General features: G+C 61.0%; 10 protein-coding genes and 1 pseudogene. 2 read left to right on the top strand and 9 right to left on the bottom strand.

The features are described from left to right. A pseudogene (locus tag IC232_RS31460) lies at nucleotides 1–193 on the bottom strand (IS110 family transposase); the annotation flags it as partial. A gap of 198 nt (nucleotides 194–391) precedes the next feature. On the opposite strand from IC232_RS31460, the gene IC232_RS31455 reads away from it, so the two are divergent. After that, nucleotides 392–1417, top strand: coding sequence for an IS110 family transposase (locus IC232_RS31455; protein ID WP_190848886.1), 1026 nt, complete (start codon nucleotides 392–394; stop codon nucleotides 1415–1417). A 497-nt stretch (nucleotides 1418–1914) separates the two neighbouring features. On the opposite strand, the gene IC232_RS31450 is transcribed toward IC232_RS31455, so the two are convergent. The 8 genes from IC232_RS31450 to IC232_RS31415 form a co-directional block, all read right to left on the bottom strand. Beyond that, entirely contained in the window at nucleotides 1915–3435 is a 1521-nt protein-coding gene (locus tag IC232_RS31450) for a succinylglutamate desuccinylase/aspartoacylase family protein (RefSeq protein WP_190848885.1), read from the bottom strand. Nucleotides 3436–3496: 61 nt separating this feature from the next. Then, nucleotides 3497–4510 (bottom strand): ABC transporter ATP-binding protein, encoded by a 1014-nt coding sequence (locus IC232_RS31445; RefSeq protein WP_190848884.1) that lies wholly within the window; start codon nucleotides 4508–4510, stop codon nucleotides 3497–3499. Continuing rightward, nucleotides 4503–5483: an ABC transporter ATP-binding protein gene (locus IC232_RS31440; protein ID WP_190848883.1), complete on the bottom strand. Its 981-nt coding sequence runs from the start codon at nucleotides 5481–5483 to the stop codon at nucleotides 4503–4505. Before IC232_RS31440 ends, IC232_RS31445 begins: the two co-directional genes overlap by 8 nt. Continuing rightward, complete coding sequence (locus IC232_RS31435; RefSeq protein ID WP_190848882.1) at nucleotides 5480–6301, bottom strand: ABC transporter permease; 822 nt, start codon at nucleotides 6299–6301, stop codon at nucleotides 5480–5482. Before IC232_RS31435 ends, IC232_RS31440 begins: the two co-directional genes overlap by 4 nt. Nucleotides 6302–6310: 9 nt before the next feature. Next, complete coding sequence (locus IC232_RS31430; protein WP_190848881.1) at nucleotides 6311–7246, bottom strand: ABC transporter permease; 936 nt, start codon at nucleotides 7244–7246, stop codon at nucleotides 6311–6313. A gap of 83 nt (nucleotides 7247–7329) precedes the next feature. Beyond that, nucleotides 7330–8877 carry an ABC transporter substrate-binding protein gene (locus IC232_RS31425; protein WP_190848888.1) on the bottom strand — a complete coding sequence of 516 codons (1548 nt, stop codon included), beginning with the start codon at nucleotides 8875–8877 and terminating at the stop codon, nucleotides 7330–7332. Nucleotides 8878–9030: 153 nt separating this feature from the next. Then, a complete protein-coding gene (locus IC232_RS31420) occupies nucleotides 9031–10674 on the bottom strand; it encodes an amidohydrolase (RefSeq protein WP_190848887.1) in 1644 nt (547 codons plus the stop codon). Nucleotides 10675–10792: 118 nt separating this feature from the next. Continuing rightward, on the bottom strand, nucleotides 10793–12265 hold the full coding sequence (locus IC232_RS31415) for a M81 family metallopeptidase (protein WP_190848880.1): 1473 nt from the start codon (nucleotides 12263–12265) through the stop codon (nucleotides 10793–10795). 168 nt (nucleotides 12266–12433) lie between these two features. On the opposite strand from IC232_RS31415, the gene IC232_RS31410 reads away from it, so the two are divergent. Beyond that, a complete protein-coding gene (locus IC232_RS31410) occupies nucleotides 12434–13378 on the top strand; it encodes a LysR family transcriptional regulator (RefSeq protein WP_312895273.1) in 945 nt (314 codons plus the stop codon). Nucleotides 13379–13525: the final 147 nt, after the last annotated feature.

Genomic DNA, 13525 nt, shown 5'->3' with positions numbered 1-13525 from the left:
CATGGTAGAACCACACGGACAAAGGACCGGTCTCGAAGATCACTCGTTTGGCGGATGGGGCGCGTTTGCGGATCAGGTCCGCAATCAGCTTCGGATCAGACGGGCACTTGCCGCGCCAGACGCGCTTGCCGCCCCGGCGGATCGACACTGCTGTCTCTTTCATCGACACGTCGAGCCCGATATAGTCGTCCATGGCTGTTCTCCATTCGATGCTTGGGCCCGGCTTCCGGTCGTGAGCCCGTACTTTCATCTTATCGGGGAACAGCCACCGCCTTCCATGAGCGTGACTGGTTCGGGGCGACTCGCTCCCGCGATTACCCCATGTGGACGCCCCCCAACGGCCTTGGTGTGCCAAAGTGGAGGTGTTGAACACCACTTGAGGGAGGCGTCCATGGGAGAGGTTAGCACAATCGGGTTGGATCTGGCGAAGAACGTGTTCCAGGTTCACGGCGCCGATGCATCCGGAGCGGTCCTGTTCCGCAAGAAGCTGCGGCGGCACCAAGTTCTGACATTCTTCTCGTCTCAGCCACCCTGCACGGTGGCCATGGAGGCCTGCGGCAGCTCCCATCACTGGGCGCGCGAGATCGGCCGGCTCGGGCATGCCGTCCGGCTGATCCCACCGGCTTACGTGAAGCCCTTTGTGAAGCGTCAGAAGAATGATGCCGCGGATGCGGAAGCGATCTGCGAGGCGGCCCAGCGCCCGACCATGCGCTTTGTGGCTGCCAAGAGCGAGCAGACGCAAGCCGCAGCTCTCGTGTTCCGGGCCCGCGATCTGCTGGTGCGGCAGCGAACTCAGATCATCAATGCCCTGCGAGGACATCTGGCCGAGTTCGGCATCGTGGCGGCCAAAGGGCCTGCTCGTGTTCCGCAACTCGTGCAGGCGGTCAAGGATCCAGACGAGCCCATTCCTGAGATCGCCCGGCCGATCCTCCAGATGCTAGTCGACACGCTCCATCGCCTGGATGAGCAAATTGCAGGCCTGGACCAGGAGGTCGCCCAACGAGCTAAGGCAAACGAGACAGCGCGGCGGCTGATGACCATCCCGGGCGTCGGTCCGGTGACCGCGGTGGCCCTGGCGGCGCTTGCACCACCGGCCGAGACGTTCAAGCGCGGGCGGGACTTCGCTGCCTGGGTGGGGCTCACACCCTTGCAGCATTCGACCGGCGGCAAGCAGAAGCTGGGTGCCACCTCGAAGATGGGCGAGCGGACCTTGCGCCGCCTGTTGATCATCGGCGCCAGTGCCGTTGTACGGTGGGTGGCTCGCAATGGGGCTCCAGCAGGCTCGTGGATGGCCCGCATGATCGCACGCAAGCCGCCGATGCTGGTGCGGGTGGCGCTGGCCAACAAGATGGCTCGCATCATCTGGGCCCTGATGGCGAGAGGCGGGGTTTATCAGGCTCAAGTCGCGGTGGTCTAACCGCTTGCGACTGTGAGGTCGTCGGGACGTGGGAAGGTCATAGGAGAGAGATGGCGCAACGGTCACTGAGACGGGATCAGGAAAACCAGCTTTGCGACAGGTGCTTCAAGCACGTGGTTCTGATTTGGACCTGATCCGCGAACTCCCATCCGGGCCCGCGGCGTGTGAACGGCCGCATTCGAGGCCGCACACATGTCCGCACCCGACCACGCGCTGCATCAAACCTGAAGATTTCTCTTGCGTCACGCGGGGCGTCCACACACGTCCACACATGTCGCAAACTTTGAGTATCGCCCCTTCAGGTGCCGTTTTGGCGATGTAGCATGCTTCTTAAGTCGTTGATTTTCCACGCGCGGGCTTTCGTTGCTTCGTTACAAACGATAGGTAAAAAGCAAGTTTGCAACAGATCCCCCTTCGGACCATATCCGTCGCGCGACGAAGAACAGGCGTCGAAAGCGCAAGAGGACTTTTCCGTCAGACCTGGAGCCGGCGATCTCTTATCCGGCAAGAGCGCGAGTGCTGGGCAGGCCGAAATAGCAGAGTCCATCTCCAGGCTTTGCCGTGTAGTTCGGGAATATGATGAAGCCGTCCGTCGGGGCAGTCAGCAACTCCCCGTTGGCACGACGAGCGATGACCTGCCCGACAGAGACCGCATCGCCCGTTCGCCAAGTTCCCTCAAGTCCGTCGCCTTCAGCCTCGCAGAGGACAATATCTGCCACTCGAATGACAGTCTCAGCCGTGACCTTCGGCGAAGGAGCGTCGATCAAGCGAAGATGCGCCAGGGCATTGATGATGGCCGCATAGCCGACTTCGGCGGCTTGCGGATCCTCGTGGGAGCCGCATTCCAGAGTGACGGCATAGCCTCCCGAGAAACGCATATATTCGGTGGTGCCAACCCCCTCGGAAACCGCTTTGTTCGCATGGCCGAGCCTCTCACGCTCCCTGAGGAAGCGGCCGTAGACATCGAGCCAACCGTGGATGACGATCGAGGTGCCGAGCCTTGCGGCGAAGGCGCCCTCCGCGGCGGCATGACGAAACGGCTCGACAGGCCCCGTATTGTCGAGGGGGCCGGCAAAAACGAACGGCTCGCCCTCACCCCGGAATGAGTGGATGTCGAGCAGAACATCATGCTCCCGCAGCAGGGAGCAGAGGCGGTTGCCGATCCGGTCCTCGTAATCCTCCGGGATGGTCTTTTCGCGCAGATCCCGGTTCAGGTTGCGGTCGCCCTCTCTCGTCCCATGGCGGTAGGCCTTCATGTTGGCGACAGGTAGGAAGGTCACCTCGCCCCGACGGATTGAGAGGCGGCCCGCGCGGCAATCCTCGATTGCGCGCAGGATGGCCTGCGGCCCGCAGGTCTCGTTGCCGTGGACGGCTCCGACCACGATCAGCTTCGGGCCCCGGTCGAGCCCCGTGAAGCGCACGGTCTCGATGGGCGTCTCGGGATCGAGGCGCTCCCGGTCATCGGACTGCGCATAGCCAATATCGATCAGCATTCCGGGTCTCAGGCGCCGGACCAGATCAAGTATCCTGTCCCCGGGAACGCCGATGCATCCTGCGGTGCCGCCCCTGTCGCCCTGCGCCGCATGGATGAAGAGAGCGCTGCCGCGGCCACGTTCGGGAACGGCATCGTTGAAGCCGATCGGAATGATCACATCGAAGAGGCGCTCGGCGCGAGTCCGCACTAGCCTCTCGTCGGCGCGCTCGCCATCCTCGGAGAAGACCAGCCGGTTGTAGTTGTCGCCATCTTCCTCCCAAATCATGTCGTCCGAGAATGGAACGAACGGAAAGGCGAGATCGCGGAGAAAGTCCGGAAGGGCGGCGTGATCGAAGAAGCCGTAGCGCAGCGGAAAAATACCGATGGGGGTTCGTTTGTCTCCCTCCCGCTTGAAGGACGCCTGAACCAGCCCGCCTGCTCCGATCGTGCATGGAATCGTCCAGTCACCGATCGTCAGTTGGCCGAGATGGGAAGGGCTGTCCGCACGCGGCACGCGAACGATGATCTTCGGAACGCAGGTCATGTCGGGGTACTTTCCGGGAGGTCGTTCAAGACATGGCGGAGAGAAGGCTCATTAGGGCCGGTCAGCCCGACGAGACAAGGGCCCCGCGTGGTGCGGCGATCTCGTGGACCCGGCGGCATCGGACGAGATGAGCCTCGCCGACCTCCTGCAACTCCGGCACCGGCGATGGGCGGCAGATCTCCCGCGCTTCGGGACAGCGAGGGTGAAAGCCACATCCCGTCGGCATATTGAGCGGATTGGGAATCTCTCCGGTGATTTTGTCGCCTCGGCTGCGCTTGAATGGATCCGGAATGGCCGAGATGAGGGCGCGGGTATAGGGGTGCCGAGGGTTCGTGAAGATCGTCTCCCAGCCGCCGGTTTCGACGATGCGACCGAGATACATGACGGCGACGCGGTCGCTCATATGCTCTACGACACCGAGATCGTGGCTGATCATGAGGTAGGAGAGGCCGAGCGTCTCCTGGAGCTCCAGCAGCAGGTTGATGATCTGCGCCCGGATGGAAACGTCGAGGGCCGAGACCGGCTCGTCGAGGACGATGATCTTCGGATCGAGGATGAGCGCCCTCGCGATGCCGATCCTCTGGCGCTGGCCGCCGGAGAACTCGTGCGGATAGCGCTCGGCGTGGTCCGGCCTCAGACCGACGCGCCCGAGCATCTCGGCGATGCGCCCGTCGATCTCGCTGGGCGTCGTGATGCCGTGGAGCCGAAGCGGCGCCTCGAGGGTCCGGCGGACGGTCTGGCGCGGATTAAGGGATGAATACGGATCCTGGAACACCATCTGCGCGATGCGCGCCCGCGCCTTGCGGTCCATCCCCTCGCGCGCAACCTCGTGCCCGTCGAGAACGATCCGCCCGCGGGTCGGCTCCTGCAGGCCCAGGATGGTGAGCGCAAGAGTCGACTTTCCGCATCCCGATTCGCCGACGAGGCCAAGGCACTCGCCGCGCTTGAGTTCGAGATCGACGCCGTCGACCGCGTGAAGGTACCGGCGCGATCTGCCGAGGAGCCCGCCGCCTACCGGGAAATGCACAGCGAGATCCTCAACCTTGAGGATCGTGTCGTTGGAGGAGTTATTCATGGTGGTGGCACCGTACGAAGCTCCCGTCGCCGAGCGCCGTCACGCCGGGATCTTCCGCCCGACAGCGTTCGGTGGACGCATAGCAACGCGGATTGAAGCGGCATCCTTCCGGGAAGGCCGACACGGGCGGAACGACGCCGGCAATCTCCTTGAGGCGCTGGCGGCCATGCCGCGCACGTGCTCCAAGCTGTGGCAGCGAGGCCACGAGGCCCCTCGTGTAGGGATGGCTGGGTGAGCGGAAGACGTCCTCCGCATTGCGCTCCTCGACGAGCCTGCCTGCGTACATGACGCCGACCCTGCGGCACATATTGGCGATGAGACCAAGATCGTGGCTGATCATCAGAACGGCCGTGCCCTTGGCGGACGACAGCTCCCGGATGAGGTCGAGAATCTCGGCCTGCACGGTGACGTCGAGCGCCGTCGTCGGTTCGTCGGCCAGGAGAAGGTCGGGACCGCAGGCCAAGGCGATTGCGATCATCACGCGCTGCCGCATTCCGCCCGACAACTGGTGCGGATAATCCTTGACCCGTCGCTCGGGCGCCGGAACACGCACGCTGGCGAGCGCCTCGACGGCCAGCTTCTCCGCCTCGTTCCAGCTCGCTCCCTTGTGCAGAACGAACATCTCGGCGATCTGGCGGCCCACGGGGGAGAGCGGATTGAGCGCCGTCATGGGCTCTTGGAAGATCATGGAGATGCGGTTGCCGCGCAGCTTTCGCATCTCGGAGGCCGACAGATTCTGGATCTCACGCCCGTTGAAGCGGATCGTCCCGCCTCCGATCATGAGCGGATCCCGCAGAAGGCCTATCAGCGAGAGAGCCGTAATGCTCTTGCCGCAGCCGGATTCGCCGACGAGGCCGAGCGTCTCGCCCCGGTCGATGGTGAAGGACACATCCTGCACGGCGGGGAAGCGCTTGCCGCCGAGGGCCAGATCGATCCTGAGGTTCTCGACTTCGAGAATCGGTTGTCCCGTCATGCGCGCCGCGTCCGTGCTTGAGGATCGAGGATGTCGCGCAGGCCGTCGCCGAGCAGGTTCAGGCCCAGGACCGTCATGAAGATCGCGAGTCCGGGAAAGATCGAGATCCACGGCGCCGTGGTGATCTGGTCGCGGGCATCCGACAACATGCTTCCCCAGCTGGGATAGGGTGGCCGGATGCCGAGGCCGAGGAACGACAGGGCTGCCTCCGCCAACACCGCGCCGCCCATGCCAAGGGTGCCGATGACAATGATCGGCCCCAGCATGTTGGGCAGGAGCTGCGTCAGCATGATGCGGATATCCCCGTATCCGAGCACTTTCGCGGCCTGGACATAGCCCTGGCTCTTGAGCGAGAGCGCCGAGGCGCGAGCTAATCGGCAGGTGAACGACCAGTTGGTGAGGCCGAGCGCGATCAGCAGGCTGGTCAGCCCGGGATTGAGGATCGCCATGATGGCGAGAGCGAAGATCAGGGACGGGATCGCCAACATCATGTTGGTGAGACCGTTGACGACATCATCCCACCAACCGCCCCAATAGCCGGCAGAGAGGCCCAGGGCCACGCCGATGACGGTGTTGATGAGCTGGGACACGATGCCAACCGTGAGCGAGATCCTGGCTCCGTGAAGAACGCGGCTGTAAATGTCACGTCCCTGAGCATCGGTGCCAAACCAGAACTCACTGCCGGGCGGTTCCTCGGCATACAACAAGTTAGCATCCATGACCGGGTCGGTGTGCGCCAGCCAGGGGGCGAAGATGCCGGCGATGATCACACCGGCGAAAAGCACGCCTCCAATCACGAGATTGGCTCTGAACTTCATGTGGCCGCCTTAGGTATACTTGATGCGCGGATCGATGATCGCACACAGCACATCGACAAGCATGTTGATGAGGAGGAACAGAAGAACGATCACGAGGATCGAGCCCTGAACCACGGGAATGTCGCGCAATGTCACGCTGTCGACCAGGAGCGACCCAAGACCGGGCCAGGAGAACAGTTTCTCGATCACGACCGCCTGTCCGATGACCGTCCCGAACTGGAGACCGATGGTGGTCAGGATGATCACGAGAGCGTTACGCGTGAGATGCCACCGCACAACCTTGCTTTCGCTCATTCCTTTCGAGCGCGCCGTGCGCACGAAGTCAGCGTTCATGATCTCGAGCACGGCGGCTCTTGTCGTTCGTGCCAGAAGGGCCAGCGGCGCAACACCGAGGGCGATGGATGGCAGAATGAGATAGCGCAGACTCCCTCCCCCATAGCCGAAACTCGGAAGCCAGCCGAGCACCAGGGCAAACAGGTACATAAGCATCAGGCCGAGCCAGAACTTGGGCAGGGACAAGCCCGATACCGCACCGACCATGGAAAAGGTGTCTATCCAGCTCCCCGGCCGCAGGGCGGCGATGAACCCGAGCGGCACACCGACGGCGATCGCAAATAGCATGGACGCGAGGGCAAGCTGCGCTGTTGGCCAGAGACGCTCCGCAATGACATCGGCAACCGGCTGGCGCGAACGGAATGAGGTTCCGAGATCGAAGGTCGCCAACTGAGCGATGTATTTGCCAAAGCGGACATACACGGGGTCCTCCAGCCCGAACTCCTTGTTCATGCGGGCCATGACCTCGGCATCCAGAACGCTGCGCCCATCATCGCTCATGCTGGATGCGAATGTGCCCGGAATCACGCTGAACATCAGGAAGATCAGAGCGGCAACGGCCAATATGATCGGCAATGTCTGCAGCAGACGCCGCACGATGAAAGAAAGCATCCAAAACTCCACCTGACGCTCTGAGCGTTGCTCAGTAGCGCCAGGATTTGCAGTTCAATGGTGAGCTCTTGCTCGATCGTGACTTACTTAGCGGCTGGCGACGACGCCTCGACCCAGATGTCCTCGTAGTTCTGGATCGCCAACTCGGTCGCGTTCGGCTGCAGCCCCTTGATCCAAGGCTGATAAGCCATCACGGCCTTATTGTAGTTGAACCACCACATCGGCGCTTCTTCGCGGAGGATCGCGTTCGCCTTCTTCAGGTTTTCAAGCCTCTTGGTCTGGTCGTCGCTCGCGGCAGCCTCGTCGAGCAGCTTATCGAACTCTGCGTTCTTGAATTGAGTGTAGTTACAGGCCGATTGCGGCGTTGCCGAGTGGAAGCACTTGAGCGCCGTCAGCGGATCCGGCCCGGAAGTATTCGACCAAATATATGCCTGGTAGTCGCCCTTGCTGGTAAGCTCGGACAGGACAGTGCCTTCGACCGGCTTGATCTTGACCTTGATGCCTACCTTCTCGAGCATAGGGATTACCGCCTCGACGATCGGGATTCCCCAGCTTTCGTTGGAGGTTGCCGTCCATTCGAATTCGAATCCTTCAGCATAGCCCGCCTCCGCGAGAAGCTGTTTCGCCTTCTCGGGATCATATGGGTAAGGTTTCATATCCTTATCGTATGCGGGCGACGAAGTCGGCAGCCAGCTCGTAGCGCGATAGGCCTTATCCTTCACGAGGCGTTTGATGATGAGATCGGCATCAATGGCATAGTTGATCGCCTGACGCACACGCTTGTCGGAGAAAGGCTTGAAGTTCGGGTTCATGCCCATATTGCGCGTGTAAACTTCGGCGACTTCAAGCAGGCCCTTCGACAGCTCAGGATCGGCCTTGTAGGCAACGTACTGGGTCGGACCGAGGATGGATGCATCGACCTCCTTGTTGCGGAACGCGACATCACGCGCGGACGCTTCGCCCATGATCGAGATAGAGACCCGATCGGCATGAGGCTTGCCGGGCAGATAGAACTTCTCCCATCGTTGGGCTACGAGGCGGGAGCCCGGAACGTATTCAACGAACTTGAAGGGGCCGAGACCGATAGGCTTCGTCAAGAACGTGTCCTTCGAAGCCTCATCCGCCGGATAGATCGATGTCATCGACTGATAGAAATTGAAGCCAGGGTCGACCTTCTCAGTCAGGGTCATCTCAATCGTGAAATCGTCGATCTTCTTCAGGCCGGAGATTTCCTTCGCCTGGCCCTTCTCAACTTCAACGGCCCCCTTGATGATGCGGACATAACGCGCGCCCGGATAAGCCTTCGCGCCATCCATGAGGCGCGTGAACGACCAGATGACGTCGTCGGCCGTCATCTTGCGGCCATGGTGGAAATAGGCATCGTCACGCAGCTTGAACGTGTGCACAAGGCCGTCGCTCGAGACCGTTACCTCTTTCGCGAGTTCGAGAACCGGTTTGTTGGCCTTCGAATCCCAGTTGTAGAGCGCCCGATGGATTGCCTTTGCCCAGATCTCGTCCTGGGCGCGGTTCGACGTATGAATATCGAGGTTCGCGAAACTCGACCCATAGGGCGCGGTGAAGCGGATCGTGCCGCCTTGGCGCGGGGTTTGCGCATAAGCGCTTGCGCTCATAGTAAGGGCGAGCGCAGTGGTGATGACGAACGTTTTGAGCACGGCTGATCCTCCAAGCTGTGACAGTTGCGGACGCGCCGGCGATATGCCGGCCCGCAATTTGCGAACTCTCTTCGATGCAGTTCAATGTCGAGGCGCGTTCCCTTTGTGGTTTTATATGACGCCAAGACGATCGTGAACGATCGAACCTCCACGGATCGTAAGATCACATTGAGTATTGTCAAGAATGTCCTCTGGCGTAGCGCTCAGGAGATTTCGTGAGAAAACGGCAATATCTGCGAGTTGCCCAGGCACGAGGCGGCCTTTCACGTTCTCCATTTTCTGTGAGAATGCGCCGAACTCCGTATAAGCCTGGAGCGCCTCCTCAACCGATATCCTCTCGCTCTCATCCATGACCGTTCCCTTCCAAGTCCGGCGTGTCAGCATGGCGTAGAAGTTCGGGAACGGATTGGGGTCGCAGACGGGCGCGTCACTCCCTGTCGCGGGCTTGAAGCCGAGATCGAACCAGGTCTTGAACGGATAGCTCTTGAGGCCGCGCTCTTCTCCCAGCACGGACACATAGGCATCGCCAAAGTCGTAGACGAAAACCTGCTGTGGACAGGGATAGATCCCAGCCTTGATCATGCGCTCGTGCTGAGCGGACGTCGAGAAGCCGCAATGCTCGATCCGGTGGCGGCGGTCCGGATCCGGCATGGCCGAGAGCGCACGTTCATAGGCGGAAATCAATTGATCGATGGCCGCATCGCCAATAGCGTGGCAGATCAGCTGATAACCCTTGGCATGAGCATCCATGACGAGATCATTCAGCTGATCATCCGACATCATTTGCACACCGGTCGTTCGATCGTCTCCGAGATACGGCTCTTTCATCCACGCCGTGCGCCCCCCCGCTGATCCGTCAAGGAAGTACTTGATACCGCCAACCATCAGCATATCGTCACCAGTGCCGGAGATCAGTCCTGCCTCGTAGCATTGAGGCACGATGGACCTGTCCGGATCACCCAGGAGGGCCAGCCAGGTTCGCACCGGCAGGCGTCCCTCGCGCTTCGCGCGATGGTAAGCCGCGATCTCACCGAAACCGCCCCGCTGCCCCACAGCCGCATCCATGCAGCTGGTGATGCCGTACGAAAGCAGGTAACGACCGCCGCGCTCGATGGCATTAACCAGATCGTCCTCGGTCGGCGGCGGGACAACTGCCCAGACCGGGGCGCGGGCATTCTCGGCCAGAAGCCCCGTGAGACGTCCTGCCTGCTGCTCGATGAGACCGCCCGGCGGGACCATAGAGGTCTCGTCAATCCCGGCCAGTTCCAGGGCGCGGGAGTTGCAGATGGAGATGTGTCCGCAGGTCCGCACCAGCATCACGGGATTGTTTGGAGCAGCGCGATCGAGTTCATCGCGATGGGGATGCCGCTTCACATCCAGCTTCGTCTGGTCGTAACCGCGCGCCAGGATCCATTCTCCAGGCTTTGCATTGGCGGCCCGCTCTCCAATGGCCGCAACAAGAGCATCGAGTGTCGGGGCTGATGATGGCGTTGCATCGACCCAATCCATCATCATCCCAAGCGAGATCAGGTGCAGGTGCGAGTCGTTGAGGCCGGGCGTTGCAAGCCGGCCCTCAAGATCGATGACGCGTGTGGAATCACCGATAAAGGGAGCTATATCGGCCTCGCTCCCCGTAGCCAGAACACGGTCCTGCCAGATAGCGACAGATTCGACGATCCCCTCCGCTCGACCGCACCAGATTGAACCGTTTCTCAGGACAATGTCGGCCACGGGCCACGACGCGCCTTTTCCCATCGAGCCGGATGCGATCGAGCGATTAGCAGCAATGTTCATTTCTTATTCCCTGTTATCCTTAGTGCCCCAGGCGGCGCTTACCGGCGGGAGCCTGTCTCTCGTGATCGAACCACGAAGTTTAGATGGCATCCAGAGGCCAGATGGGACGCCTGACCTTCCTGTAAGGACGCTCCTTGAAGTTGCGCGTCGACAAGGCACCCGTATCAACCTCGAGAACCTCGCGCGCAATCGGCTCAAAGGCGGCCCGGAAATGCTGCATGGATTTGACGATGAGGGTCGATTTCCGCGTTGGATCAATGCCCAGTGACGTGAATTGCCCAAGATCGGTCGCCTGTCCGTTATAGCTGATCACAATGATCTCCACGCCGCCGACACGCAGCAGCGCGCTCAGACCATAATTGCGACGGGCCCCGCCTCCCATTGGACCATGGGCGATGAACGAGCCGTCCGTGATCGCGGCCACGTGAGCGGTGACACCGAGAGGTCCACCGCCCATGGCCGGATCGGTTTTCCCGCCGAGCCGAAGCGTCACGCGATTGCCGACCCCTGCCGCCTGGGCCTCCAGTACCGCTTCAGGGTCGCAGATCGCATGGAAGCCGACATTCTGGAGATCGGCCTCCAACACGGCCTTGAGCAGGTTGGTGGCGTCCCCGTAGGCCCCAGAGCCTGGATTGTCGGAATAATCCGCAATGATCAGAGGTTTGGTCGCACTCGCCTCGCCAGCTTTCGCCCGGGCGATGGCCTCGTCCAGCGGGGTGAAGTGGATGGACGAGAATGTCCTCTGCTCCCAGGCGTAGTCCATGAGCTCTTCGGCGATGGCCTGCGCTGCGGCGCGGTCGTTGCCCGTAACGGCGATGGAGGGTCCAATGTCATGGACGTCAGCCGATGAAAAGCCGGCCTGCACGCTGACCACGAGCGCCCTTCCGTCCGCTTCGATCTGATCCCCTCGCCGCAGGAGCTCCATCATTGGCGGCGACGTGGTGCGCCCGCCATCCAGGGCGTACAGGATCGGTCGCCGGGCGACTGCGACCTGCGGCGTTATCTGTTTCGACATGGCCTTGTCGAGCAGCTCCGCGGCCTGCCAGGTCCGCTCATACTGATCGATATGTGGGTAGGTCCTGTAGGAGATGAGCGAATTGGCATTGTCGGCCATTTTCTGCGTCAACGTCGCGTGCAGGTCCAACACCGCGACGATTGGCGTTTCAAAGCCGACCCGCGAGCGGATGCGGGCGAGAAGCTCCCCCTCGCCGTCGTCATGAGACTGGGTCGACATCGATCCGTGCAGATGCAGCATAATTCCATCGAGGTCCTCGCAGGCCTTCAGAATTCGCTCCGATACCGCATCGAAGAAAGCGTCGGTTACGCGTCCGGACGGATTGGCGGAGGTCACGATGGGATGAACCAGGTTCCAATTGAACCGCTCGGCAACCTCGAATGCGGCGCCTATCGAGGTCCGCGTGCCGACGAACGCGCCGGGAATGTCGTTGTCGAGATAGTAGCTACTGTTCCTGAAGGCGCTCTCGCCGGTCTCTTGGACGCTGAACGTGTTCGTCTCGTGCATGAACTCGGCCACAAGGACGCGCTTCACCATTTCTTTTTACTCCCCCTGAGGCCCGGCATCTCTGCGACCGGGACCAGCTGTCCCCTCCCCAGGGGATGTGGTGCAGCCTGTTGAGAGAATGGTGACAAAGGCGAAAAACTACTTCAAATATCAACTTCTGCTCAATACATTCATTTTTGATATGGGAGGCAGCGAAGTGTGACAATATCTCCTCGGCACGTCGAGATCTTCCACGCCTTCATGTCGTCGGGCAGCGTTACGCAGACGGCAGCGGCTCTGCGCACTTCGCAGCCGACCGTGAGTCGAGAGCTCAAGGAGTTCGAGCGCTGTCTCGGATTCTCGCTTTTTGCCCGCAACGGCAGATCCCTCGTTCCGACCGAGGCGGCGATTTTGCTGCACGGCGAGGTGCGCAGATCCTTTATCGGCCTGGATGAGATCGAGAGAACCGCCGACGCCATTCGTGCGAACGCGTCCGCTCACATCAAGGTCGTATGCATGCCCGCTTACAGCACGACCCTGCTGCCCTCGCTATGCCGGGACTTTATCCAGACGAACGAAACCATCCGTATCAGCATCTCCGCCCTTGGAAATGCGGTGACGGCTACCGGGGTATCTGCCCAGCAATACGATCTCTGCATGGTAGAGGCCGATCTCGATTTTGCGGGTTGGGCGACAACCAGCGTCACTGCCGGTGAGCAAGTTTGCATCATGCCTCACGGGCACCCGCTCTCTCACAAGACGGTTCTTTCACCTGCCGATTTCGAAGGCGTCGATTTCATCTATTTCTCGGCTGAGGATATGTATCGGCGCAATCTGGACAGTATCTTCCGGGACAATAGGGTCACCCGCCGTCTCAGGATGGAAGTGTCAACGGCATCGGCCGTCTGCTCCCTGGTGGCGCAAGGCATCGGGGTATCGATCATCAACCCGATCAGCGCCATGCATTACCTGAATCAGGGCATGGAGATGCGCCGTCTCTCGTTCTCCGTTCCCTATATCGTGCGATTGCACAAGAATCAGAGGGCAAGCAATCCACACGCTCTCAATGCCTTCGCAGAGACTTGCATCGAGGCGATCGTGAGCATGAAGCAGAAACTAGAGGAGAACCTCGACAGCAATACGCGAACACTTTGCGCCACTTGAATGTGAAGGTTCTGTTGCAGTTTTAAAGCTTGCTCCGTCTGAGCTACGACGCGAGGGTAGTAAGAGGGACTGGCGGTGAAGCAGAGTAACAAGAACCCGTTCAAGGGTCGGCAGTTCACGGCGGAGATCATTCTGTGGGCGGTCCGC

This window comes from Microvirga sp. (genome assembly GCF_014699075.1).
Taxonomy (GTDB): Bacteria; Pseudomonadota; Alphaproteobacteria; order Rhizobiales; family Beijerinckiaceae; genus Microvirga.
Note: the sequence above shows the minus strand (reverse complement) of the source record. Positions and strands in the feature narration are given on the sequence as shown.